This is a genomic window from Baekduia sp. Peel2402 (assembly GCF_052567285.1).
In genome coordinates this window covers 4,748,036-4,772,382 of sequence record NZ_CP199582.1, presented here as the reverse complement: position 1 = coordinate 4,772,382, position 24,347 = coordinate 4,748,036, and the positions used below count along the sequence as shown (strand labels likewise).

Below are 24,347 nucleotides of genomic sequence, written 5' to 3'. Positions count from 1 at the left end.
TCGGCCATGAGGTCACCGCCGTGTCACGCGGCCGCCAGCGTGCAACCTGTCTCACGAGGCTGAGCAGCCGCTCGAGCCACGCAACTTGTTGGTCGTAGCGGACGGATCGCGCAGACCCCTACCGGCTTGGCGCTGCTCGGACCAATGCCGCGGCGATCTGCTGCTGTATCTGATGTTCAGTGCCGGGGCGTCGCCGTCGATCTCGGTCAAGACCGGGTAGCCACCACCTTCGAAGGGGAGCGTCGTCAAGACGCTGTAGAGACCGCCCAGCTGCCAGCCGTTTCCGGGGACACTTCGTTGCCACGACCAACTTGTACAAGTACACCGAGTCGCGCGCACCCCACTCCCGCCGGCCGGTTCTACGCCTCGAACCATTGTTGTTCTTGGTGTTCATGGCCGTCTATGGGCAAGCACCAGGCGCCGCCCTAGTGCGATTCGTGTCGTCCATGGAGTTCTCCGCAGCGACGGACCGTGCGCTGCAGCGCCCAGAAGCTGAAGCGAGGCCTGCACGACCGCCCGACGACCGGGGCACGTGGCGCTGCCCACCAGGCACCGGGACGGCGCGCCTGCAAACGACGCCGACAGCGACCCAACGCGCGCGAATCGCCACCCATCAACGGCAATATCGCCAAACAAAGGCACTAGTGCCTTTTCAGACCCCGAATCACGGCGGTTCGGCCTCGCCCCTGAAAACGAGAAAACCCCGCCAAATGCGGGGCTTCTCGACGAGGGTGAGCGACGGGACTCGAACCCGCGACCACCTGGACCACAAGCACCAGCTCTATCCGGGCGGACCTCGCTATTTGCAGGGCTTTCGACGGTCTCGCCGCGGTCGGCGCCGGTTGACGTTCCCGCGGATTCGGGCCGATTCTGCACGGTCAGGCACTCTTGGAATTCGCGTGCCCGAGCGCGTGACAGCCAGCGCCGCGACCTGGGTCCGCGTTGAGATCCACCCGAGACTGGCCCGATCGCCTCTTCGGACGGAGATGGCCTAGGTTCCGAGCACGAGACCAAGAGCAATGCCTTCGTGGGACCCGATCAGCGGTCAACATGATTAAGAAGAGGAGATCGGCGACGTGCGGGCCGGCGTGCCCATGACGGTGAGTTCGGGCTCGTAGCCCCGGCCGGGCCGCGTGAGACCGTGGGCGAGCGTCGGGTGATTGCTGTCCAGAGCGATCCAGTGACTTTGTTGGGCTTGGTCGCCGTCGCCGGGCTGTGGGTCTTGGGGCGCGAGTGATGGCTGCGAGCCGGGCTAGGTGTGTGTGCCGGTGGGGCAGGACTGAGGGTGATCTGGGTGTGGTGACCTGCCGGTTGGCTGATGAGTGGTGCTCAGCGCTCGTTTGCGGGGGAACGGTGTTCGGTGCCGGCGCTGTGGCGGCCGACGGGCAGGTCTTGCCGGTCTGGCTCTGGCTGGCGGTGAGGGCGTGCTGTGTCATCGTCGCTGGTTCGCAAGCCGCCGGTCCCGTCGCCGGAAAGGGCGTGCGGGCGGTGAGGCCGGTCGGTCGGCGATGGAGAGCGATCACCTGATCTCGTAGCGAGGGTCCTAGCGCCACGGCGCGCCAGTTGTCCTGCGGTGCGGTGCACCGCGACACCAAGACCAGGATCAAGGTGATCACCATGAGCAGGATCTCCCGCCTCGTCGTCCTCATGACGTCGGTGGCAGCCGTTGTCGCTGCGATGGCCGGAACGGCCAGCGCGGTCACATGGCACATCGCCGGCACAGGGACATTCACCGCCACGGGCGGCCAGGCGACGCTGTCGGCGACTAGCATCCAGGTTTGCCCGGGCTTGACGGTCACGGGTACGTACACCGCGGGCTCGTTCGCGGGCGTGACCTACAGCGGCGTCACGGGCACGGCCACTTACCAGGGCTGTACCGTCGCCGGCCAGAGCACGGAGGTCACCTGCTCGTATGTGCTGACTGCGACGGCGCAGCCGACCCTCACTACCACTACGACCGGAACCGCAGATGTGACTTGCGGCGTGACTCTCGGAGCCTCGGGGGCGAAGATCTGCCACATCGAGGGCACGGCGCCTGGGACCTACACCAACAACGCCGGCAGCGCCGACACGGCGATCCGCGCGACTTCGTCGAGCCTGCGCATAACTGGCTCTGGTTGCGCTATTGGTAACAACGACATCGCGCACATCTCCGCGACAACCCTCACGCTGACGTCCAACGGCGGAAACGGCCCGGACATCCTTCGCACTGCATAACCGCCAATCGCGCGAAGCACTAGCCGCGATCACGCGGCACGGCCCCAATCGGCGGCCCACCCGCTCCAGGTGGGCCGCCAGGCCGCCCGCACCCGCCGTCAGGCTCGCCGTCCGAGGCCATCAAGAACGTCATCGACCAGGGTCGACCGTGGCGGCTTGGCCATGGCGCAGCGCTCCAAGAAGCGACAGGAGTGAGGTCGCCATCGTCGCTTCAAGCCCGTCCCCCGCCGACGGATCGCGGCGGGCATTCGCGACGACGACCCCTGGCCGATCCGAGCACGGCGACGCCACCGGCCCTGACAGGAGTCGCAACGGGAGAGCGACGCTGATCACACACCAGCATTGTCCGGCAGCGACCCGGCATCAGCTGTGGTGAGGTTTCGCCACGGCATCGTCCGGCAGATGCCCGGCCCGGGGCCGGCCCGCTGGCAGGGTCGTCTTTGACGGATTACCTCATCGCCCACCACCCCGGAGCGCCGAGAAACCTGAGGCGAGGGCTGCACCGCCGCCAACGACTGGGTGCGGGCGCTGTCCCCAAGCACCGGACGGAGCGTCTGCGCCCGCCGGGGACAACCGCCGATGCGCGCGAAATCGGCACCCACCGACAGCGATGTCGGCGAATAAAGGCACTAGTGCCTGAACCAGCCCCGCTCCCGCGGCGATCCTGGCTCCGCCCCGAAAACGAAGAAACCCCGCGACATGCGGGGCTTCTCGAGGAGGGTGAGCGACGGGACTCGAACCCGCGACCACCTGGACCACAACCAGGAGCTCTACCAACTGAGCTACGCCCACCAGGTCAGAAGAGCAGTGTAGACCACGGGCGTGGCGGGAAAGGCGACGGGGAGTCGATTTCCCGAGGAGGAGCCATACCCATGCCCGGCGAGCCGAGCACCCGAGAAGCAAAGTTGATCCAGTACCTCAACGAGGCGTATGGCAAGGAGAAGGAGCTCGAGACCGCGCTGAAGGCGCATATCTCGATGACGTCGCGCGACGCGTACAAGAAGCGGCTGAGCGAGCACCTCAAGGAGACCTCTGCCCAGGCCAAGGGGCTGGAGCGCCGGATCAAGGCGCTTGGCGGCAAGGCCGAGGCGGTCTCGCTGCCGGGTCCGGACGCCGCGTCGGAGGCGGCCGCGAAGGTGACCGCGGCGGCGAAGAAGGGCGTCGCGCTCGCTCAGGGTCCGCTGCACGCGATCCGCGGCACCGGCGAGGCCGAGAAGCTCCTGAAGAACGCCAAGACCGAGTTGCAGAACGAGTTCGAGGAGATCGCGAACTACCTCGCGATCGAGGAGCTCGCCAACGCGCTGTATGACCGTGACACCGCCAAGCTCGCCAAGGAGTTCCGTCGCCAAGAGGAGCGGATGGCGACGTTCCTCCAGAAGCTGATCCCGCAGCTGGCCAAGCAGGTCGTGCGCGAGGACGTGCCGGCCAAGGAGCGCAAGCCCGCAGCGGCCGCAGCCCCGGCGGCGTCGGCGTCGAGCAGCGGGACGACCCGGACGCGGAAGGCGAGCACCTCGTCGTCGACGCGGAGCACGGCCGCGAAGAAGACCACCGGCGCCGCGGCGTCGAGCAGCACACGCTCGCGCAGCACAAGCGCGGCGGCCAAGAAGGCGACCAGCGGCGCGGCCTCGAGCAGCACGCGCTCGCGCAGCACCGCCGCCAAGAAGGCGAGCGGCACGTCCACGACGCGCAAGGCCAGCGGCGGGACGGCCGCCGCCAAGAAGCCGGCGGCGCGCAAGACGACGACGTCGCGCGCCTCCTCCACGCGCTCCACGCGCGCGAAGAAGTCCTAGGTCCTCAGTTCAGTCGGTCAGCAGGTCCACGAGCTCGCGGGGCTCGTGGACCAGCGCCGCCGCGCCGGCCTCGCGCAGCTCGCGCTCGCTGCCGATCCCCCACAGCACGCCCACGCAGGGCATGTCGTGCGAGCGCGCGCCGAGGACGTCGAACTTGCGGTCGCCGATCATCACCGGCCGCCGCGCGTGCGGCAGGCCCTCCAGCGCGCGGGCGATCGTCAGCGACTTGGACTCGTCGCGCGCCTGTAGCCGCGGGCCGTGCACCGCGGCGAAGCGATCGCGCAACCCGAGCTGCTCCAGCAACGGCTCGGCCAACGCCTGGGCCTTGGACGTCGCCACGACCAGCGGCAGCGTCTCGGCCAGCGCCGCCAGCGTCTCGGGGATGCCGGCGAACACCTCGCTCTCCTGCGCCATCGTTCGCCTATATCTCGCTCGGTAGCTGACCACCAGCGCGTCGGCTTGCTCCTCGTCGCGTGCGAAGAGCGCCATCGTCCGGTGCAGCGGCGGACCCAAGTACTCCAACAGCTCGTCGGCCTTCCGCTCCGGCAGGCCGTGCTCGTCCAAGGCCGCGTTGATCGACCGGACAAATGCGGTGCGCGAGTCCACGAGCACGCCGTCGAGGTCGAACAGGACGGCGTCGGCGCCGCTCAAGTCCATCAAGAGCTCACTTCTTCGTGGTGTACTGGCGCAACGCGGCGTTCGCGCCTTCGGGAACGGTGTAGAACGACCGGCCGTCGCGCGCGAGCGCCAGCGACTCGCCCTGCCCCTCGCGGACGAGCGGCGCGCTCCCCACGCACGGCGCGCGCTTCAGCGTCGAGGCGATCGACGCGCCCGCGCGACGCGACCACACGTACAACGCGGTGTAGGTCCGGATCGCGACGACGCGACCATCCGCGCTGACGTCGCCCGCCGTCGCCAGGCCGCCGAGGCCGAGGCGCAACGTCGCCACGTGCCGCAGCGCGCCGCCGGCGCTCACCGACCCCGCGTAGACGCCCGCGCGACCGTCGACCTGCTTGGTGACGACGACCACCTCACCGGTCTTGCGATCGGCCAAGAGCGTCTCGGCGTCATGCGCGCCGTCCGGGTAGGTGTAGGTCAACCGGGTTGCGCCGGCGGTGGCCGGCGGGCCGTCGGCCAGGCGCGGCTCGGGCACGCGCCAGACGTCGATCGACGTCCGCACTTTGCCGTTGTCGCCGATGTCGGCGATCAACAACGTGTCGTCGGTCCCGACCGCGATGTCCTCCCAATCGACCGCGTCGGCGCCCGGGACGTCGAGCGAGGCGATCAGCGACCCGTCGGTCCGCAGCGCGAACAGCCGCGCGCGATCGCCGGAGTCGTTGTGCGCCCAAAGCACGCCCTTCTGCGTGGGGCTCAAGACCAACCCGGACAACTCGGTCGCCTCGTCCGCGCTCACGCGCCCAGCGACCCGGACGCGCAGCTGCCCGCAGAGCGCGGGCGCTGACGCCTTGGACTTCGGCACGGCTGTGGTGCGCGCGGGTGCGGTGGCGGTCGTCGTCGCCGGCGCCTCTCCCCCGCCGCACGCCCCGAGCGCCGCGAGGACCCCGATGGCGAGCGCGGCGAGATGCGTGACGCGAAGGGACGGCATGCGCGCCGCACCCTAACGACTCGGGACGCAGCGACGAGCGCGCGATAGAGCGCGGCAGAGAAGCGCGCGGGGTCGCTGGAAGAACGAGCACCATCGCGACGGCCGACATCAAGGCGCGCATGGCCACAAGGTCGGCGCGGACACGTCGCTTGAGCGCAAGCGTCCGTGCATCCTGTCCGCCACGCCTCCTAGGTTGTCCCCGCTCAACGATGCTCCGCGAAGCCTCCAACGCCCATTTCACCGTCCACGGCCGCTGGCTCTTCCGCCGCCTGACGTTCTCCGCCGGCCGCCACTCCGCCGCTCGCGGCCTGCGCCCGGCCGAGCACGCCGACCTCCAGCAGCGACAGCAACAGACGGCTGTCCCCGTTTTGGAGACCTCTCACGGCCGCACCTACTGGTGGTGCCTAGACCGCTTCTTCTGGACCGACGACGACCTCGACGCCGACGACGTCTTCGCCCTCGTCCACGAGCGCCGCGCCCGCGCCCGGCGCCGCCTCGACCGCGCCCACCAGGCGCTCCAGCAGCAAGAGCAACCACAAGAACAACGGCGCGATCCCCTCCCTCGCGACCTGCGCCGCACCGTCTGGGAGCGCGACGGCGGCGCCTGCGTTGAGTGCGGCGAGCGCTTCGAGCTCCAGTTCGACCACATCATCCCGATCGCGCTCGGCGGCGCCACGACCGCCGACAACCTCCAGGTCCTCTGCGCCCCGTGCAACCAGCGCAAGGGCGCGACGGTCGGCTAGACCGTCGCACCCCCTGACGGACGCTTAAGAGGAGTCCAGACGCCTAAGGCGACTCACCTGCGCTCCCGCCGCCGAAGTCGCCTAGAACGGCCCCCGACGCAAGGCCGCGCCCGCTGCCGCATCGCCCGGCACGCCGTGCACCGCACCGCCCGGGAACGCCGCCGCGCTGCCGATGAACAGGCCCTTCAGCGGCGTCCGGTAGGGCGAGATCGACGGCACCGGCCGGAAGATCACCTGGCGCAACATGTATGACCCGCCGCCGACGTCGCCGGCGATCAAGTTGGGGTTCCTGGCCTCCAGGTCCGACGGCGACAAGACGTGCCGCGCGAGGATCCGATCCCGGAACCCGGGCGCGTAGCGCTCGACCTGGGCCTCGACGCGCTCGACGTGGCGCGCGGTCGCGGCGTCATCCCAGTCCACGCCATTGGCCGGCCCATGCGTGTAGGCCCACGCGGTGTGCTTGCCCTCCGGCGCGCGTGTCGGGTCAGCGATCGTCTGCTGACCCAGCAGCAGGAACGGCCGCTCCGGCAGCCCGTGCCCGGACGTCTCGATCGTGTTCAGCAGCTCGTCCTCGGGCCCGCCGACGTGCACGGTCCCGGCGCCGCGAACGGCCTCGTTCTCCCACGGGATCGGGCCGTCCAGCGCCCAGTCGACCTTCAGCGTCGAGGGCCCGTAGACGAAGCGCTTGAGCATCGACCGGTACCACCCTGACAACGCGTCGCCCGCCAGCGACGCCAGCGCGTTGGGCATCACGTCGGCGATCACGATGTCCGCCGCGACCCGCTCGCCGCCCTCGATCGTCACGCCCGTCGCGCGGCCGCCGGCGCTGGTCACGCCGACCACGCGCGCGCCCGTGCGGACCACGCCGCCCAGCGACTCCAAGTACCCCACCAACGCGCCCGACAGCCGGCCCGCGCCCCCGCGCGGCGACGGCCAGCCGACCGCGTGGCCCATCCAGTTCAGGTACGACGCCGCGATCGCGCCGCCGGGCTTCTGCGGCGGCGTGTCGCCGTGCATCGCCGCGCCGTACAGCCAGGCGCGCGCCGCGCCGCCGTCGAAGAGCCGCTTGGCCAGCCCGACCGAGGACTCCGGCAGCAGCCGCGCGAACTTCAGCGTCCCGAGCGGCCCGGCGCTGCCGAGCAGCCGCAACGAGCCCCCGACCGGCGGGAAGCCCGCGAGCATCGTCGCCCGCAACGCGTCCCACGAGTCCAGGAACGGCGTCGCGAAGTCGCGCCACGCGTCGCCGTCGCCCGCGTGCAGGGCGTTCAGCGACGCCACCGTGTCGTCCATCGACCGGTACAACATCGCCGCGTCGCCGTTGGGCAGCGGCGTGCCGTAACAGGCCTGCGGATGCACCCACTCCAGGCCGAAGCGATCCAGCGGCATCCGGCCGAACACCGGCGACGCCACTCCGGCCGGGTAGACCGAGGAGAACGTGTCGTGGTGGAAGCCCGGCAGCGTCAGCTCCTCGGTGCGCACCGCGCCGCCCGGCGCGTCCGCCGCCTCCAGCACGACGACCTCCCGCCCGGCCTCGGCCAGGCGGATGGCGGCGGCGAGCCCATTCGGCCCGCTGCCGATGACGACGGCGTCGGTGCGTGCGGCGGCGCTCACGAGGCGATCTGCTTTGCGAGCTGGTGCAGCAGGCTGAGGCGCTCGATCTCGCCCTGGCCCCAGAACGCGTGCTGGGCCTCGCGCCCGGCGATCCTGTAGGCCTTGTCGATGTGCCACGGCATCGGGTCCCACGTGCCCGCGGCCTTCACCCACGCCGTCCCGTCCGGCATTGTGTACAACAACAGCCGGTTGTGGCCGTTGCCCATGAAGTGGCCCTGGTGCGTGGTGAGATCGAAGCCGACCAGCGGCGTGCCCTCCTCGGGCACCGCGCGCGGCTCGTTGTCACCGTACTTGGCCAGGCCGTCCTCTAGCGCGGCGAAGTAGGCGGCCAGCGCCTCCGGGTCGTCGGGCGTCACCAGCGTGGTGATCGTCACGTACCCGCGGGTGAAGATCGGGCGGCCGGAGTCGGTGCCCGCGGCGACCTCGATCTCGAACGTCTGCCCGTCCAGCCCGCCCTCGCGCAGCGGCGTGAAGCGCCCGATCTCCGAGGCGTAGTCCGGCCACGTCTCGGGCTTGGTCAGCGCGCCGATGACCGCCTCGGCCGACGGCATCGCCACCGGCGGGTAGGTGTGCCAGGTCTGCTCCTCCAGCGGCGCGCTCTCGGGCGTCAGCTCGCCGAGCTTGGCCAGAACGCGGCGACGCTCGGGGTTATAGGCATTGCGATCCTCGACGGTCTCAAACGCGATCCCGTACGCGCGGCGCGCGTCATCCGCGTACGCCGCCGGGAACCAGTCGCCGATCAGCTTCGCCGCGCCGTCCTCCAGCTGCGCGCGCGAGAGTGTCCCGCGCGCGGACTGGTCGGTGTTGAAGCGCTCGGCGCCGAAGGCCTTGTGGAACGCCGGCAGGTCGCTGACGTGCAGCCGCCGGTGCGTGTCCTTGTTGTACCAGTAGGTCGTCAGGACGCTGAACGCGAGGCGCAGGTCGTCGACGTCGCGCTCGTCCACCGCGCGACGGTAATAGGCGGCGTTGAGGAAGTCCGTGACCCAGGGGGCGGCGTCGCGCCCCGCGATCGACGAGCCGGTCATGCGCGCGAAGCGCAACGGCCCGGAGCGCGGGACCTCGCGCTGCTGCGCCTCGACCTCCTGCGCATCGTCGACGTGCTCTAGGAGCTCCTCGTCGTGGATGGAGGGATCGGTCTGGGGGTTCATCGAAAGGGGTCCTTTCGTGTGGGGTTCTGACATTGTCGCGCTACCCGAGCGGGATGGCGAGTGTGCATGCGTCACGCTTCTCACCGTTGTCGCCCAGCCAGGCCGACAGGTACTTGCCGTCGACCTTGCGCTCGGCCGACCACAGGACCGGCCGGGGATGGCCGTCGAGCTGGTGCGAGGCCTTGAAGCCGGTCATCAGCCGGCCGCGCAGGACGGGCTTGAACGGCGTGGCGTCGACTTCGGCGCCCGCGCGCTGCGCGAGCACCGCGGCGATCGCGTCCGCCTGCTGGCAGGCCAGGCCACCCTGCTTGATGGGGAAGGTCGTGCCGTCGCCCGCCGCGTACACGTCGGTGACGCCGCGCACGGCGCCGTGCTCGTCGACCGCGAAGAAGCCCGCGCCGTCGGACGGCACGCCCGGGAGCGCCGGGCCCTCCATAACGGGCAACGCGACCGTGCGCTCGTCGCCGAGCGGCAGGCCCAACGGCGCGTCGAGCAGGCGGCCGCGTTCGTCGGCCGACACGTAGGTGTCGCCGATGAACCCGACCCCGGCCTCGTCCAGCAGCGTCTGCACCGCGGCCGAGGCCTCAGCGCCGAAGATCGCCAACGGCGCGCTTTCGGGCGTGACGATCCGCAGCGACACGTCGGCGCCCATCCCGCGGACGTCGTTGGCGGTCTGCAACGCCAGCTCGTAGAGCGGCAGCGGCCAGGTCGCGCCGGGCGGGACGACGAACGCGACCGACCGCGTCCAGCCCTCCTCCAGGTCCGCGAGCAGGCCGCCGAACGCGGTCGCGGGCTCGTCGCCGGCGAAGGTCAGGGCGCGCGCGAACGCGGGCCGGGGGCGCGCGCCGAGCGCGAGCACGAGCGCGTCGTAGTGCAGCGCGCGGCCGGTCGCGAGGCGAACGGCGCGGCGCTCGGGGTCGACGCTCGTGACCGTGCTGGCGACGAGCTCAGCGCCCGTGTCGCGCGCCAGGTCGGCCAGCGAGCGGCGCCGGACGTGGTCGGCGGCAAACGGCTCAGCGGTACGCAGCGCGCGGACCTCGAAGTCCGGCTGCGGCGCCACGAGCGTGATCTTGACGCGCTCGCCCGCGAGCTCGTGAAGGGCCAGGACCGTCTCGACGGCGGCGACGCCGCCACCCGCGACGACGATGTGGAGCGGGTCGGTGGAAGGCATACATACAGGTTCGTCCTCGCACGGGCACCTGTCGACAGCAGGGTCCCGCTCGCAGACTGCGGTCTTCTACGGACGTTCTGTGCGGCCCGCTCCCGTCGTCGGATCGCCTCCGCGCGACGACCATCTAGGCATGAACTTCATCGACAAGTCCCCCGGCGCGTTCATCGCCGCCGTCAACGCGATCCTCTACGGCACGGTGCTGGTCGAGGTGTGGATGCTGACCACGTCGAGCCTCGCCGTCATGGGCTTGTTCATGGCCTTGATCATCGTCCTGGCCGGCCTGCTCTGCCGCTACATCATGGACTTGATGGGCAGCGAGGAGTACATCGCCGGCGAACAGCACGTCGTGGTCGCCCCCGCACCCGCGGCCGCGCCGGTGGCCGTCCCGGTCGCCGCCACTCGTCCGGCGGCTGCCCCGGCCGGCCACGCGATCGACCGCGGGCTGCTGAGCGGCGCCTAGGCCGGAACCGCTTCGGCGTCGGTCTCGGGCGCGTGCCCGTGGGCCTGCGCCGGGACAGGCTTGATCACGAACACCGCCACCAGCAGCGCGGCGAAGGCCAGGGCGAGGCCGACGACGAACGCGAGCTGGTAGCCGCCGGTGAGCGCCTCGGCCAGCGGCTTGCCCTGGGCGGTGAGCTTGTCCGAGCGGGTCGAGCTGAGCGTCGCCAGGACCGCGAGGCCGACCGCGCCGCCGACCTGGGCGGTCGTGTTGACCAGGCCGGACGCCAGGCCCGCGTCCTGGGGCTCGACGCCCGCCATCGCCAGCGTCATCAGCGCCGGGAACGCGGTGCCGCCGCCGATCCCGAACAGCGCCATCGCCGGGAGGATGTCCACGAGGTAGGTGCCGTCGGCGGAGATCTGGGTGAACCAGGCCAGCGCCGAGCAGACCAGGACGAGGCCCGGGACCAGCACGTTGCGCGCGCCGAAGCGCATGATCAGCTTGTCCGTGTAGCCGAGCGAGAGGCCGCCCATCAGCAGCGTCGCGGGCAGGAACGACAGGCCGATCTGCATCGCGTCGTACTTCAGGACGCGCTCGAGGTAGAGCGTGCCCATGAAGAACATGCCGAACATGCCGGCGACGCTTAGGACCTGGATCGCGTTGGCCCCGGAGATGTTGCGGGACTTGAAGATCCGCAGCGGCACCAGCGGCGTGGCGGCCGTCGCCTCGCGGGCGATGAACGCGCCGATCATCGCGATGGCGATCGCGCCGAGCGCCAGCGTCTCGGTGGCGCCCCAGCCCTTGTCGGCCGCCGGCTTGACCAAGGTGTAGACCAACAGCATCAGCGCGCCGGTGATCAGGACCGCGCCGAGGACGTCGGCGCCCGCGGAGAGACCGGCGCCCTTGTCGCGCGGCAGCAGGCGCGTGGCCAGGACGGCGGTGACGACGCCGATCGGCACGTTGATGAAGAAGATCCAATGCCAGTTGATGGCGTCGGTCAGCACGCCGCCGGCCAGCAACCCGATCGAGCCGCCGGCGCTCGCGACGAACGCGAACACGCCGATCGCCTTGGCCTGCTCGGCTCCGGGCGGGAACATCGTCACGATCATCCCGAGGATCACGGCGGAGGTCATCGCGCCGCCGACGCCCTGGATAAAGCGCGCGGTGACGAGCATCTCCTGCGAGGTCGCGATGCCGCAGACGATCGAGGACAGCGTGAAGACGGCGAGGCCGCTGAGGAACATGTCACGGCGCGAGATCAGGTCGCCCAAGCGCCCCGCGAGCAGCAACAGGCCGCCGAACGCGATCAGGTAGGCGTTGACGACCCACGCCAGGCCGGAGGCGGAGAACCCGAGGTCCTCCTGGATCGTCGGCAGCGCGACGTTGACGACCGTCGTGTCGAGCACGATCATCAACATGCCCACGCACAGCACCACCAGGGCGATCCAGCGGCTGCGGTCGTCGAGGGTGGTGGGTGTCGGTGTGTCGGTCATCGTCTCGGTCGCTCCTCGGGAAGGTTCGGGGGGATTCAGGGAGAGGTCGTAGCTAAGGACGAGGCTTCGACATCGAACTCATCGGTGCCGTCAGCGGGCGAACTCCCCGCGGAGGAAATCCTCGACGGGATGGATCTTGACCGTTTTCAGTGGTGGCGCACCAAAGAGGTCGAATTCGGTGCGGGTCAGCGGCCAGGGCGGATCGGCTCGGAGGGGCGCGTCCTCATCGGTTCGAGCCCAGGCGATGGCCAACAGCCGGCCGCCGGGCTTCACCAGCGAGGTGATCGCTTCGATGGACGCGGCGCGGACGTCGAGCGGGAGCGCTTGGACCGTCCAGATCTCGACGACGAGGTCGAAGGCGCCCCGCCACTGCGGCGGCAGAGCGAAGAGGTCGCCGACCTCATAGCGCGCGTTGGCGTGCGTGGAGCGCTCGTTGGCCAGGCGCACCGCGGTCGGCGAGACGTCGAAGCCGAGCGTGTCGAAGCCGAGGTCGGCCAGGTACTCCGCATCGGAGCCGAGGCCGGCGCCGACGACCGCGGCGGTCTTGCCGTCACCGCGGAGGTCCTGCTCGGTCGCCCAGTCCACGAGCAGCGGCCGCGCCTCGTCGATGTGCCACGGCGGTGCGGCACCTGCCGCGTCCGCGTTGGCGTAGAGCGGCTCGAACCAGCCGGTCGGGTCGCCCGCGGCCAGCGCGTCGGCGGCGAGGCGGTCGGCGGAAAGGCGCTCGAAGGCGGCCTCGTCGCGCTCGGCCATGGCGTCTAGTCGTCCTTGTTCAGGTCGTCTGCGCGCGCGACAACCTGTCCGAACTCCGGGCACGCCTCATTGGCGCACTCGTACACCGTGGCGCCGTCGGCCAGGCCCTCGTTGGTCGGTAGGCCGCAGGTCGGGCAGAGCGGGTGCTCGGACGTCGTCATGGTCGGCACCGTATCGCCGTGCGATCACGGAACGCACGCGGCACGGCCTAGCCTCTGTCGGCGTGGACCGGTTGATCCGCGCCTCAGATCTCAAGCGCCAGCGGGCGTGGACCGACACGCTGATCGTCACCCTGCTCGGCGCCCCCGACGCGCTCTCCCCCAACCCGCACGGCTGGCGCGCGCCGATGCGCTGGTACCGCGAGGACCGCGTCCTGGACGCGGAGGCGACCGCGGCGTTCACGGCTCGCGCGGAGCGGCTGGACGACGCCGTCGCCTGGCGCCGCGACCTGCCGACGCGCAGCTTCGCGCCGACCGAGATCGAGCACCTGGAGTGGCTCGACGACCCCGACCGCATCGCGCTCTTCCACACGCCGCGCCGCCCGCGGATGCGCCGGCCGCGGCGCGCGGCGCCCGCGCCTCCGTCCGCCCCGGCCTACGAGGTCCTGCGCCTCTTCGACCCGACAACGCTCGACCACCGGTGATCCGGGTCGCCTAATGGTTGGCATACAACCATTAGGCGACCCGGATCTCGCGCTCACGCCCTGAGCGCCCGGCCCGCGACGTGCGGGACGAGGCTCACGCGGAAGTGGCGCAGGTCGCCGTCGGGCAGCGTGAAGCCCGCGGCGCGGATCGCGGACTCGGTGTCGCGCGTCAGGTGGCAGCCGCCGGCCAAGCGCGGCCAGAGGCCGGAGCCGTCGAGCGCGCGCTGGGTGGCGCGGCCGAGCGTGCCGGTCGCCGCGACGTGCTCGTAGAAGCGCAGCTCGCCGCCGGGGCGCAGGACGCGGGCGATCTCGGCCAGCGCGGCGGCCTGCGAGCCGACCGTGCAGAGCACGAGGCAGGCGACGACGGCGTCGACGCTGGCATCTTCGAGCGGCAGCGTCTCGGCGACGCCCTCGACGACCGTGATCCGCTGGATGTCGCGCGCGACGGCCGCCGCGCGCAGGTGCGGCTCGGGCTCGACGGCGACGACCTCGGTCACACCGTCGCCGTAGTGCTCGAAGTTCAGGCCGTCGCCCGCGCCGACCTCCAGCACGCGCCCGTGGAGGCCGTCGACCAGGTCGGCGCGGTCGCTCCACCCCATCGCGTTGCGACCCAGGACCGACGTCCAGGCGCGGGCGAAGAGCGGGTGCTCGCAGGTCGCGCTCACGGCGTCATCGCGTGTAGATCCCGGTCGGCTGCGCGTGGTAGCCCTTCGCGCCGACCGCGCGGTGCAGATCGCTGCGGGGCTCAGCGCCGTTGGCCACCTGCTCGACCGCGTAGGCGAAGTCCCAGCGCGGCGCCCAGCCGAGCCGCTCCCGCGCGCGGGCGTTGTCGTACACGCGCTCGATCTTCGGCAGCATCCGCCAGCCGCGGTTCTCATACACCTCGACATGCTCCGGCACGTACCGCGCGACCACCGCGGGCGCGTCGCGCTGCAGCTCGTCGGCGTCCGCGCGTGCGAACGGCGTCGTCGCCGAGATGATGAAGCGGTCGAAGCCGAGCTCGGGCGCACGGTCAAGAGCAAGCAGATGCGCATCGACCGCGTCCTGGAGATCCACCCGCCGGTAGAGCAGCTCGTTGACCTTCAGGTTGGTGTCGTCATAGGCATTGCGAACCTCGTCGCGGTCGTCGGCCTCTGGGAAGAAGCGCGACGTCCGCAGGATCAGCACCGGCAGCCCGTGGTCGCGCGCGACCAGCTCGCAGAGCCCTTCCGCCGAGGTCTTGGTCACCCCGTACACGTTGCGCGGGATCGGCACGACGTCCTCGGTGATCCACGCCGCCGGCTGACGATCCCCCGGCGTCAACGCCCGTCCGAACGCGCTCGTCGTCGACGTGAACACAAACCGCGACACGCCGGCCGCCACGGCCTCCTCGAGCAGGTTCAGCGTGCCTGTGACGTTGGTGTCGACGAAGTCCTGCCGCGTGTGCGACCCGACGTGTGGCTTGTGCAGCGTCGCCGCGTGCACTACCGCGTCCACCCCCTTCATCGCCGCCCGCACGACCTCACGATCGGCGACGTCGCCGACGATGGTCGTGAACTCGCCCTCCAACACGTCGAGCCCGACCGCGTCCGGCAACGTCCGCATCAGCGCCTCGCCGAGGTGGCCCGAACTCCCGGTGACGAGGATCCGCATGGCGCGAGGCTACCGCCGCGGTGGCCAGGCGCGGTTGAGCGACGGCAGCGCGATCGCGGCCGCGCCACGGACCAGCGACGCGGTGATGTCGCGCCAGTCGAAGGCGTCGCGCCAGACGGCGATGCGGCCGTCGCGCAGCTCGAAGCGACCGTAGACCCAGAAGCGCTGTTCGAACTTGCCCATGCTGAGCGCGTCGGCGCGGTCGGTCAGGACGACGCCGTCGCCGGCGTCGGCGATCCCGTGGAAGTGCACCTTGAAGCCGCCGCCCTGGTTCAGCGACCAGCGGCAGATCTTCTCGATCGCCCGCTTGCCGCGCACGGCGGGCAAGGACACGTTGATCCAGACGGCGTCCTCGGTGAGCAGGGCCATCGCGGCATCGAGGTCGCCGTCCTGCAAGGCCTCGAGGAACGCGCGGACGATGTCGGCATCGGTCATAGGCGCATAGCATCCCCGATCGATGCCCGAGACCCCGCAAGAGCTGCACGCTCGCGCCGCCGCCCACCTCCAGGTCCCGCCGGTCGACGAGTGGGACTCGTGGCCGTTCACCGGCGAGATCGCGCCGAAGGTCCTGCGCGCGCCGGGCGAGGAGATCGTCCGCGACGGCGAGGGCGGCGTCGACTGCACGGCGTGCGGGAAGCCCGACGACGACTACTTCTGGACCGATGAGACGTGGCGGCTGTTGGCGATGCCGCCCGGCGGGCTGCCGATCGTGATCGTGCTCGAGCCGCGCGTGCACGTCGACAACCCCGCGACGATGGACGACGACCTGCTGCGCGAGATGGGCGTCATGCTCGGTCGCGTCGAGCGCGCGGTGCTGAGCGTCGGGAACATCGGGCGCGTCCACATCGGGCGCTGGGGCGAGGGCGCCGAGCACCTGCACTGGTGGTTCATCGCGCGCCCCGCCGGCTTCACCCAGATGGCGACGAGCTTCGCCGAGATCTGGAACGACGTCCTGCCGCCGACGCCGCAAGAGGTCTGGGACGACAACCTCGCGCGGATCGCGGCGGCGATGGACGCCGGCGCCTAGCGGCGGCGGGCGGCGCTACTTCGCGGTCGTGATCTTCGGGCTGCCCGAGACGCCCTGCGTGGCGAGGTGGACGACCTTCTTGGTGTCCATGAGCCCGAGCGTCGCGGTCGTCTTGGTGGTCTTGTCGACGATCACGTACACCGTGCCGGCCTCGGTGACGTCGGCCTGCGTCGCGGCCTTCTTGGCGTAGAGGCCCTGCGCGGTGATCGCGGCGACGAGGTCGTCGGCACTCGCGAACGCCTTCTTGGAGACCGTGCCGACCGCGGCCTGCGCGCCGGCCTGAAGCGCGGCGGTCGCCTGCGCGGCCTGCTGCTGGCGCGAGCTGTCGGTCTGGAGCTTGGTGACCGCGTTCTTGATGTTGGTGGAGAAGTAGATGACGGCCGACGCGCTGGAGTCCGCGGTCTGCAGGACGCAGAGCTGCGGGTCGCCCTTCAGCGAGTGCGACAGGTGCGCCGTCGTCTCCTTGTTCGTGGCCGGCCAGTCGATCAGCGTCGTCGCGTACCAGGACGTGCTCGGCGCCGGGATCGCGCTGGCCTTGGCGAGCTTGGCGTAGTTGTCGGTGCAGGAGACCGTGCCCGACGTGCCGCCGGTGCCGGAGGTCGACTTCGCTGAGCGCTTGACCTTGACCTGGTCATCGGCGACGGTGACCGTGATGCCGGTCGCGGCGTCGGTGGCCGACTTGCCGGAGCCGCCGTCGTCACCACCGCAGGCGGAGAGACCCAAGGCAAGGGCGGACGTGGAGGCGACGCACAACAGTGCGCCGGGCAAACGGCGTGAACGCATGCGGGCACTGTGGGACACCGACCTAAATCTGGGCTGAGCTTGAGGCACGTCTTCGGTAAATCTCACGTACGGTGCCTTCCATGCGCGCCGTCGTCTGCCGTCACGAGAAGCTCACCGTCGAGGATCGGCCGGAGGTTCCGCTGGGCCGCGGGCAGGTGCGGCTGGAGGTGCTGCGCTGCGGGATCTGCGGGTCGGACCTCCACGCGCGCACGGGCATGGACGACTGGGCCGACCTCGGCGCGAAGATCGGCTACGCGCGCCTGGCACGTCAAGGCGATGGCCTTGTCTTCGGCCACGAGTTCTCGGGAGCGGTCGCCGAGTACGGCCCCAAGTGCAAGCAGGAGCTGCCGACCGGGACGCCGGTCGTGGCGGTCCCGATCGTTCGCAATGGGGATGACGTGGACCCGATCGGCCTCTCGCCGCACGCTGACGGCGCCTACGCCGAGCAGGTCATCGTCCAAGAGCCGATGATGATGGCGGTGCCCAACGGCCTGCCCGCCGACGTCGCGGCGATGACCGAGCCGATGGCCGTCGCGTGGCACGCGGTCCGGCGCGGCGAGGTCAAGAAGAAGGACGTGGCGATCGTGATCGGCTGCGGGCCGGTCGGCCTCGGCGTGATCCTGGCGCTCAAGGCGCGCGGCGTCGCGACCGTGGTGGCGTCGGACTTCTCCCCCGGCCGCCGCGCGCTGGCGACCCGCTGCGGCGCCGACGTCGTGATCGACCCGGCCGTCGGATCGCCCTTCGAAGGCGCCGAGCGCTGGGGGCACCTCACGAACTCGCGCGACGCGTTCGAGTTGTTGATGGGGACGCGTGAGAAGCTCGGCAAGCTGCCGGTCGGCTGGTGGCACCTGTGGCGGCTGGGCGAGAAGCTCGGCGCGATGCCCAAGCGCCCCGTGATCTTCGAGTGCGTCGGCGTGCCGGGCATCATCGAGTCGATCGTCGACGCCGCGCCGATCATGTCGCGCGTGGTCGTCGTCGGCGTCTGCGTGGGCACCGATCACTTCACGCCGTTCATGGCCATCAACAAGGAGATCGACCTGCGGTTCGTGTTGGCCTACACCCCGCTCGAGTTCCGCGACACCTTGCACCTGCTGGCCGAGGGCAAGATGGACCCGCGGCCGATGGTCACCTCGACGGTCGGCCTGGACGGCGTCGCCGACGCGTTCACCGCGCTCGGCGACCCCGAGGCGCAGGCGAAGATCCTCGTGGACCCGCGGCTGCCCGCGCGCGCCTAGCGAGGCCTACAACAGCTCGCCGATCGCGGCCGCCGCCCGCGCCGCGCCGTCGGTCTCGACGTCGCGGCAGACGACCTCGCGGCCGATCTCCTCGGCGATCGCCCGCGCGATCTCCGCCGGGCCATCGTCGTCATAGGACATGTACCGCCCGCCCCCGTAGCGCTCCAGCCGGTGGCGGACGTGGAAGCTCTGCTCGAAGTGGTGCTTCAAGGGGAAGCACAGGAACGGGCGCTTGTTGGCGGTCAGCTCCATCGCGGTCGTCAGCCCACCCTGGACGACGGCCAGGTCGCAGGCCGCCAGGTGCTGGTAGAGGTCGTGGACGTAGGCGCGGACCTCCAGCCCATCCACATCATCTACGCCGAACGCCGCCGGGTCGATCCGCGGCCCGGCGACCACGATCATCCGCAGGTCCGGCACGCGCGCCTTGGCCTCCGGGAACGCGGCGATCACCCGCGCCAGCAGGGCGCCGCCGACGCCGGAGCCGCCGACGGTCACGAGGCACACCTGCTCGTCCTCGCGGTAGCCGAGCGCGGCGCGCAACTTGTCGCGGTCGCCGAGCGCCGCCGGGTCAAAGCCCGTCACGTACCCCGGGAAGTCATAGTGCTTCTCGGTCCACGCGCGGATCTCCGGCAGGTCGGAGCCGAAGCGCGCGGGCACCACGTCCTCGGGGTTGCCGACGAACAGCGCCCGGTCGCGCACGCGCGGCGCGCGGTCGATCTGCTCGATCATCTCGGCGTTGTAGTCGCTGGTCAGCGCGCCCTCGTCCTCGACGGGCAACCACCCCACGAAGTCGGTCAGCCAGACGTAGGCGGCGCGCTTGAGCTCCGGGTTCTCGTGCAGGAAGTGGTCGACGTCCCAGGCCTCGTCGCCGATCCAGAGGTCGTAGTCGCCCTCGCGCGCGACCTCGTCGAAGACCATGAAGTTGGCGACCAAGATCTCGTCCATGCGGCGGAAGGCGTGGAAGCAGTGCAGGTCGTGCTCGCCGGACTCGCTCTCCATGTGCGCCGACTCGCCGGCCAGCAGCGCGCTGGCCGGGTGGATCCGCTCGCCCTCGGCGGCCAGCACGCGCGTGACCGGGTCCTGCGCAAGCCAGTCGATCTCCAGGTCGGGGTGCAACACGCGCAGCTCGCGCGCGATCGCCACGTCGCGCCGCGCGTGGCCGAGGCCGATCGGCGAGGACACGAACAACGCGCGGCGCCGGCGCGCCCGGGCGCGGGCCCAGGTGCGCGGCGGGCGCGGGCCGCTCGACGCCGGCGCCATCCCGCGCGCGGCGAACTCCCGCAGCAGCAGGTTCACCTTGACCGGGTCGCGCGCGTGCGGCCCGTGGCCGGAGCCCTCCATCACCACCAACTCGCCGCCGGTCGCCTCGGCCAAGGCCGCGCCTTGGGCAAGCGGACGGATCAGGTCGCGGTCGCCGTGGATGACCAGGACAGGGCAGGCGATCCGCGCCGCGATGTCGGCGAACGCCTCGCTGCGGCAGAGGTTGAGCGCCGACATCGTGTCGGCGATCGTCGCGCCGTCAGACTCCAGTCCCCAGCCGACGCAGTCCTCGATCTGCTTGGTCGAGTGCGGCTCGTTGAACATCTGGGAGAAGAAGAACTCCAAGAACCCCAGATAGTCCTCTTGCATGTTGTAGCGGTTGTACCGTGCCCAGCCGTCGTTGCGATCCAGCCGCTCCTCGAAGCGGTCGCTGAACGCCGTGCGCTCCGCGTGGCCGGGCGCCAGCGGCGTCGCCGGACCGATCACGGCGAACGCCTCGACGCGCTCCGGGTGGTCGGCGGCCAGCACCGAGCCCCACAGCGCACCGCACGAGATCCCGATCAGCACCGCGCGCTCGGTCGCGGTCGCGTCCATCACGGCCAGCGCGTCGGCGACGAAGTGGTCGACGCCGTAGTGCTCGGGGCCTTGCGGGCGGTCCGAGCGGCCGTTGCCGCGCCCGTCGAACGTCACGACGCGGAAGTGGCGCGACAGGTAGGGGATCTGCGCCTTCCAGAGGCGCGAGTGGATGATCGACCACGTCGGCAGCAGCAACAGCGTCCGCGGGCCGTTCCCGTACACCTCGTAGAAGACGCGGACGCCGTCGGCGTCCTCCACGAAGCCGGTGGCGTCCGGGTAACGCGCGCGGGACTGCTCCCGCGCGCGCTGGTCGGTCGCCGCCGTCGGCGCTGCCGTCACGGGCGCGCCTCCAGCACCAGGTTGAAGGGCGTTTCGGTCGCGCGCCGGAAGCGCGAGAACCCGCCCGCGGTCACGACGTCGCGCAGCCGCGCCTCGCCCGCCTGCGCGCCAAGCGCCAAACCGACGTCCTGCGACAACGACGCCGGCGTGCAGAGCAGCGTGGAGGCGCCGTAGTAGATGCGCCCGACCGGGTTGAGGTTGTCCTGGACCGTGTCGCCCGCGAACGGCTCGACGATCAGCCACGTGCCGTCGTCGGCCAGCGCGCGCCGGATCTCGCGCGCGGCGCCGACCGGGTCGCCCATGTCGTGCAGGCAGTCGAACGTGCAGACGAGGTCGTACGTGCCGCCCGGGATGCCCTGGGCGGGCGCGACCTCGAAGCGCACGCGGTCGCTCAGCCCCGCCGCGCGCGCCCGCGCGGTCGCCTGCTCGATCGACTCCGCGTGGTAGTCGAAGCCGACGAACTCGGAGTTCGGGAAGGCCTGGGCCATGATCAGCGTCGAAGCGCCGTGGCCGCAGCCGACGTCGGCGACGCGGATCCCCGCGTTGAGCTTGTCGGCGACGCCGTCGAGCGCCGGGAGCCACGACTGCACCAGGTTGTGCTGGTAGCCGGGCCGGAAGAAGCGCTCGCAGCCGTGGAAGACGCCCTCGCCGTGCTCGTGCCAGCCGACGCCGGCCCCGCTTCGGAAGGACTCGGTGATCCGCGGCTCGTCGCGGACGGCACCGGCCATCAGCTCGAAGGCGCCCGGCAGGAAGTACGGGCTGCTCTCGTCGGCGAGCACGAAGGCGTGCTCGGGCGGCAACGTGTAGGTCTCGTTCTCCGAGTTGTAGGTGACGTACCCGCCGGCGGCCTGGGCGTTGAGCCACTCGCGCACGTGGCGCTCGTCGGTCGACGTGCGCTCGGCCAGCGCGGCCGCGGTCACGGGCTGGCCGTCGGCCATCGCCTTGTACAGGCCGAGGCGGTCGCCGATGACGACGAGCGCCGCGTTGAGCGTCGCGCCGAGCTCGGTGAGCGCCTGGCCGACGAACGCGCCGACCTTGGCCTCGTCAAGCGGCGCGTTGGGTGAGGTGGTGGTGGTCATGGCGCGACCGTAGGCGCGGGGTCCGGGCCTCGCATCAGGACCCCCTCCTGGGATTCGTCCGGATCCGGCGCCACCGCTTCCGCCAGCGCCGCACGGTCGGAGATCCCGAGCTTGCGGTAGACGTGGCGCAGGTGGTAGTCCACCGTCTTGGGGCTGAGGAACAGCTTGGCCGCGGCCTCGCGCGTCGTCGCGCCCTCAGCCAGCACGAGCGCGACCTGTAGCTCGCGCGGCGTGAGCTGGTCGATCGTGCTCGGGTCGCGGCGGCGCGCGGTCTCCCCCGTCGCCTCCAGCTCGCTGCGGGCGCGCTCGGCCCACGGCGCGGCGCCGAGCTCGTCGAACAGCTCCAACGCGCGGCGCAGGTCGTCGCGCGCGTCAACCCGGCGGCGCGCGCGGCGCCGCGCCTCGCCGCGACACAGGCGCGTGCGCGCCTCCTCGAAGCGATCGGGCGTGCGCTCGTGGTGCTCGAGCGCCTCGGCGAACGCGTCGTCATCACCATCAACAATTCCGCGGGCGCGCGCGGCGCGGGCCAGCGCCCACGGCTGGCCCTTGTCGCGCGCGTGCTGCTCGAACGGCCCGAGGCGCTGCGCGGCCTCCGTGGCGCGATCGGCGCGGACCAAGGCCTCCACCAACTCGGGCGCGGGTGAGACGTCGGGGTCGGCGATCCCGCGCTCGGCCAGGACGCGCTCCTTCTCGGTCAGGCGCGCGAGCGCGGCGTCGAGGTGGCCGAGGCCCAGCTCCAGCTCGGCGAGCGCGTCGAGCGCCCAGAGGCGGAAGAAGCCGAGGCCGAGGCGCCCGGAGAGCGCGAGCGCCTCGCCCGCGTGCTCGCGCGCGGCGACCTCATCGCCCTGGCGGGCCTCGACGCAGGCGATGCCGGAGAGCGCGGCGGCCAGCGCGGTCGCCTGGCCGGTCTCACGCGCGAGGCGGATCGCCTCCTCGTAAAGCGCGCGGGCGACCGCCGGACGGTCGCTGGTGGCGGCGTCGCGTGCGGCCAGCCAGAGCGCGAACGGCAGCGCGCCGACGGCGCCTTGGGCCCGCCCGATGTCGATCGCGCGGGCGATGAGGCGGCGGGAGGCGCTGCGCTCGCGCAGCCACAACGGGCCGAACGCGGCGGAGGCCAGCAGCCGTGGGTCGTTGTTGAGGACGTCGGAGTCTTCGAGGATGGCGATGGCGACGCGGACCAGCGCGGCGCCGTCCTCGCCGCGGCCGTTGTAGATGTAGGCCATGCCGAGCGCGAGGTTGGCGAGGAAGGCGTCGTGGTCGGTGGCGTGCGGCGGCAGCGCGGCGTGGGCCTGCTGCGCGGCAGTCAGCATCGCGGCCGGCCGCGCCGCCCAGACGGCGGCGTCGACGGCGTTGGTCAGGAGGACGACGGCGTGGTCCGGGTGGTGCTCGGCGGCGGCGGTGAGCAGGTTGTAGGCCTCATCCACCCGACCCGCGCGCAGGGCGGCGTGGCCGCGCTGGTGGGCGACGGCCGGGTCGCGGTGCGCCGGGTCGGCGTCCTGCAACAGGCGGTCGGCGCGCTCGCCCTGGCCGGCGAGCCAGGCGGCGTCGGCGGCGGCGAGCAGGCGGGTGCGACGCTCGGCGGTCTGCGCGGTCAGGCGCGCGGCGCGCTCGTGTGCGGAGGCGGCGGCCGCATAGGCGCTGCGTGCGCGGGCGCGCTCGCCGGCGGCGTCCAGCGCGGCCGCGGCGTCCGCGTCCGGCCCCGTCGCGGCAGCCGCGAGGTGCCACGCGCGCCGGTCGGGATCCGCGACGGCCACGGCCAGCGCGCGATGGGAGGCGCGACGGGTCGCGGGCGTGGCGGCGCGGTAGGCGGCAGCAGCGGCCAGCGGGTGGACGAAGGCAATGGCGTTGGTGCTCGGGGTCACGACCCCGGCGGTGGTGTCGTCCAGGTCGTCCCACGTCAGGCCGAGCGTGGCTGCCGCCGCATGCAAGGCCTCCATGTCGCCCGTGGCCTCGGCGGCGGCGAGCGCGAGCAGGTCGCGGACGGGTTCTGGGAGCGCGGCGATGCGCTGGGCGAAGGCCCGCTCGACGCTCGTCTCGACCGGCAGCGCGGGGCCGGGCGCCGCGGCGCCGAGCTCGGGTGCGACGTCCGCCAGCTCCGCGAGCGCGAGCGGGTTCCCGGCGGTGCGCTCGTAGGTGCGGTCGGCGGCGCCCGGAGGCAGCGCGCGGCCGGCGCGGTGTTCGAGCATCGCGCGTGAGGCGTCGCGGTCCAGGCCCTCGAGGCGGAGGGTCGCGAGCGAGCTGTCGTCCGCCAGCGCTCCGGGGCGCGTCGCGATCAGCAGCGCGATCTGGTCGGCGAGCAGGCGCCGGGCGGCGAAGGCGATCGCGTGCAGCGAGGCGTCGTCCAGCCACTGGGCGTCGTCGACGACGAGCAGGTGGGCGCGCTGCTCGGCGGCGAGCGCGATCAGGCCCAGGGTGGCGGCGCCGATGGCGAAGCGGTCGCCGGACGCGTCGCCGCCGGTCTCCAGCGCGAGCGCGACCTTCAGCGCGCGGGCCTGCGGGTCGGGCAGCGCGTCGAGGTGCTGGGCGATCGGCCGCAGCAGGCTGAGCAGGCCCGCGAACGGGACGTCGGCCTCCTGCTGGACGCCGCGAGCGCGCAGCACGGCCATGTCCTGCGCGGTCGCGCGGGCGACGGCCTGGTCCAGGAGCGCGGTCTTGCCGATCCCCGGCTCGCCGGAGAGGACGAGCACGCCGCTGGTGCCCAGACGGGCCGCGGCCAGCGTCTGGTCGATCCGGGACAGCTCCTGGGCGCGGCCGAAGAACATGGCGGTCGCGGCCGATCGTACGCCCGCGACAGGCGCTTGC

The 24,347-nt window shown here is 71.8% G+C and carries 22 protein-coding genes and 1 tRNA gene; 7 read left to right on the top strand and 16 right to left on the bottom strand.

What is annotated here, in order from left to right; translation table 11 throughout:
- The first annotated feature begins 1,578 nt into the window (after nt 1-1,578).
- Nucleotides 1,579-2,217, top strand: coding sequence for a hypothetical protein (locus tag ACT01A_RS23345; RefSeq protein ID WP_445149506.1), 639 nt, complete (start codon nt 1,579-1,581; stop codon nt 2,215-2,217).
- A gap of 719 nt (nt 2,218-2,936) precedes the next feature.
- Here the strand turns inward: ACT01A_RS23345 and ACT01A_RS23340 are convergent.
- Nucleotides 2,937-3,009: transfer RNA gene (locus ACT01A_RS23340), tRNA-His, on the bottom strand.
- 80 nt (nt 3,010-3,089) lie between these two features.
- Between ACT01A_RS23340 and ACT01A_RS23335 the strand changes: the two genes are divergently transcribed.
- Nucleotides 3,090-4,007 (top strand): DUF892 family protein, encoded by a 918-nt coding sequence (locus ACT01A_RS23335; RefSeq protein ID WP_445149505.1) that lies wholly within the window; start codon nt 3,090-3,092, stop codon nt 4,005-4,007.
- Between the two features lie 9 nt (nt 4,008-4,016).
- Here ACT01A_RS23335 and ACT01A_RS23330 read toward each other — a convergent pair whose 3' ends face one another.
- Nucleotides 4,017-4,664, bottom strand: a complete 648-nt coding sequence (locus ACT01A_RS23330) for an HAD hydrolase-like protein (protein ID WP_445149504.1) — start codon at nt 4,662-4,664, stop codon at nt 4,017-4,019.
- A gap of 7 nt (nt 4,665-4,671) precedes the next feature.
- A complete protein-coding gene (locus ACT01A_RS23325; RefSeq protein ID WP_445149503.1) occupies nt 4,672-5,613 on the bottom strand; it encodes a hypothetical protein in 942 nt (313 codons plus the stop codon).
- 209 nt (nt 5,614-5,822) lie between these two features.
- Between ACT01A_RS23325 and ACT01A_RS23320 the strand changes: the two genes are divergently transcribed.
- Nucleotides 5,823-6,356 carry an HNH endonuclease gene (locus ACT01A_RS23320; protein WP_445149502.1) on the top strand — a complete coding sequence of 178 codons (534 nt, stop codon included), beginning with the start codon at nt 5,823-5,825 and terminating at the stop codon, nt 6,354-6,356.
- A gap of 81 nt (nt 6,357-6,437) precedes the next feature.
- Here ACT01A_RS23320 and ACT01A_RS23315 read toward each other — a convergent pair whose 3' ends face one another.
- From ACT01A_RS23315 to ACT01A_RS23305, 3 genes are read right to left on the bottom strand one after another with little or no spacing between them, the layout of a single operon-like run.
- Nucleotides 6,438-7,967, bottom strand: coding sequence for a phytoene desaturase family protein (locus ACT01A_RS23315; protein WP_445149501.1), 1,530 nt, complete (start codon nt 7,965-7,967; stop codon nt 6,438-6,440).
- A complete protein-coding gene (locus ACT01A_RS23310; RefSeq protein WP_445149500.1) occupies nt 7,964-9,115 on the bottom strand; it encodes a hypothetical protein in 1,152 nt (383 codons plus the stop codon). The genes ACT01A_RS23315 and ACT01A_RS23310 overlap by 4 nt, the downstream gene beginning before the upstream one ends.
- Before the next feature lie 40 nt (nt 9,116-9,155).
- Nucleotides 9,156-10,286 (bottom strand): FAD-dependent oxidoreductase, encoded by a 1,131-nt coding sequence (locus ACT01A_RS23305; RefSeq protein WP_445149499.1) that lies wholly within the window; start codon nt 10,284-10,286, stop codon nt 9,156-9,158.
- Between the two features lie 130 nt (nt 10,287-10,416).
- Here ACT01A_RS23305 and ACT01A_RS23300 point away from each other — a divergent pair, with 130 nt between their 5' ends.
- Nucleotides 10,417-10,746: a hypothetical protein gene (locus ACT01A_RS23300; RefSeq protein WP_445149498.1), complete on the top strand. Its 330-nt coding sequence runs from the start codon at nt 10,417-10,419 to the stop codon at nt 10,744-10,746.
- Here the strand turns inward: ACT01A_RS23300 and ACT01A_RS23295 are convergent.
- The 3 genes from ACT01A_RS23295 to ACT01A_RS23285 form a co-directional block, all read right to left on the bottom strand.
- Entirely contained in the window at nt 10,743-12,218 is a 1,476-nt protein-coding gene (locus ACT01A_RS23295) for a DHA2 family efflux MFS transporter permease subunit (RefSeq protein ID WP_445149497.1), read from the bottom strand. The two genes, ACT01A_RS23300 and ACT01A_RS23295, sit on opposite strands and share 4 nt — an antisense overlap.
- A gap of 90 nt (nt 12,219-12,308) precedes the next feature.
- Nucleotides 12,309-12,971: a class I SAM-dependent methyltransferase gene (locus tag ACT01A_RS23290; RefSeq protein ID WP_445149496.1), complete on the bottom strand. Its 663-nt coding sequence runs from the start codon at nt 12,969-12,971 to the stop codon at nt 12,309-12,311.
- Nucleotides 12,972-12,976: 5 nt separating this feature from the next.
- Nucleotides 12,977-13,132 (bottom strand): hypothetical protein, encoded by a 156-nt coding sequence (locus ACT01A_RS23285; RefSeq protein ID WP_445149495.1) that lies wholly within the window; start codon nt 13,130-13,132, stop codon nt 12,977-12,979.
- Nucleotides 13,133-13,194: 62 nt separating this feature from the next.
- On the opposite strand from ACT01A_RS23285, the gene ACT01A_RS23280 reads away from it, so the two are divergent.
- The gene (locus ACT01A_RS23280) at nt 13,195-13,614 is read left to right on the top strand and encodes a hypothetical protein (protein WP_445149494.1); all 420 of its coding nucleotides are present in this window, start codon (nt 13,195-13,197) and stop codon (nt 13,612-13,614) included.
- A 53-nt stretch (nt 13,615-13,667) separates the two neighbouring features.
- Here the strand turns inward: ACT01A_RS23280 and ACT01A_RS23275 are convergent, their stop codons facing one another.
- Genes ACT01A_RS23275 through ACT01A_RS23265 form a run of 3 tightly spaced genes read right to left on the bottom strand, consistent with a single transcriptional unit; the run spans nt 13,668 to nt 15,681 of the window.
- Complete coding sequence (locus ACT01A_RS23275; RefSeq protein ID WP_445149493.1) at nt 13,668-14,279, bottom strand: class I SAM-dependent methyltransferase; 612 nt, start codon at nt 14,277-14,279, stop codon at nt 13,668-13,670.
- A gap of 4 nt (nt 14,280-14,283) precedes the next feature.
- Complete coding sequence (locus tag ACT01A_RS23270) at nt 14,284-15,246, bottom strand: NAD-dependent epimerase/dehydratase family protein (RefSeq protein ID WP_445149492.1); 963 nt, start codon at nt 15,244-15,246, stop codon at nt 14,284-14,286.
- Between the two features lie 9 nt (nt 15,247-15,255).
- On the bottom strand, nt 15,256-15,681 hold the full coding sequence (locus ACT01A_RS23265; RefSeq protein WP_445149491.1) for a limonene-1,2-epoxide hydrolase family protein: 426 nt from the start codon (nt 15,679-15,681) through the stop codon (nt 15,256-15,258).
- Between the two features lie 22 nt (nt 15,682-15,703).
- On the opposite strand from ACT01A_RS23265, the gene ACT01A_RS23260 reads away from it, so the two are divergent.
- The gene (locus ACT01A_RS23260; RefSeq protein ID WP_445149490.1) at nt 15,704-16,273 is read left to right on the top strand and encodes a hypothetical protein; all 570 of its coding nucleotides are present in this window, start codon (nt 15,704-15,706) and stop codon (nt 16,271-16,273) included.
- Nucleotides 16,274-16,288: 15 nt separating this feature from the next.
- On the opposite strand, the gene ACT01A_RS23255 is transcribed toward ACT01A_RS23260, so the two are convergent.
- The gene (locus tag ACT01A_RS23255) at nt 16,289-17,056 is read right to left on the bottom strand and encodes a hypothetical protein (protein ID WP_445149489.1); all 768 of its coding nucleotides are present in this window, start codon (nt 17,054-17,056) and stop codon (nt 16,289-16,291) included.
- An 80-nt stretch (nt 17,057-17,136) separates the two neighbouring features.
- On the opposite strand from ACT01A_RS23255, the gene ACT01A_RS23250 reads away from it, so the two are divergent.
- Nucleotides 17,137-18,291, top strand: a complete 1,155-nt coding sequence (locus ACT01A_RS23250; protein ID WP_445149488.1) for a zinc-binding dehydrogenase — start codon at nt 17,137-17,139, stop codon at nt 18,289-18,291.
- Nucleotides 18,292-18,297: 6 nt separating this feature from the next.
- Here the strand turns inward: ACT01A_RS23250 and ACT01A_RS23245 are convergent, their stop codons facing one another.
- Genes ACT01A_RS23245 through ACT01A_RS23235 form a run of 3 tightly spaced genes read right to left on the bottom strand, consistent with a single transcriptional unit; the run spans nt 18,298 to nt 24,307 of the window.
- Nucleotides 18,298-20,466 carry an alpha/beta fold hydrolase gene (locus ACT01A_RS23245; RefSeq protein WP_445149487.1) on the bottom strand — a complete coding sequence of 723 codons (2,169 nt, stop codon included), beginning with the start codon at nt 20,464-20,466 and terminating at the stop codon, nt 18,298-18,300.
- Nucleotides 20,463-21,545, bottom strand: a complete 1,083-nt coding sequence (locus ACT01A_RS23240) for a class I SAM-dependent methyltransferase (RefSeq protein WP_445149486.1) — start codon at nt 21,543-21,545, stop codon at nt 20,463-20,465. Before ACT01A_RS23240 ends, ACT01A_RS23245 begins: the two co-directional genes overlap by 4 nt.
- On the bottom strand, nt 21,542-24,307 hold the full coding sequence (locus ACT01A_RS23235; RefSeq protein WP_445149485.1) for an ATP-binding protein: 2,766 nt from the start codon (nt 24,305-24,307) through the stop codon (nt 21,542-21,544). The genes ACT01A_RS23240 and ACT01A_RS23235 overlap by 4 nt, the downstream gene beginning before the upstream one ends.
- Between the last annotated feature and the right edge of the window lie 40 nt (nt 24,308-24,347).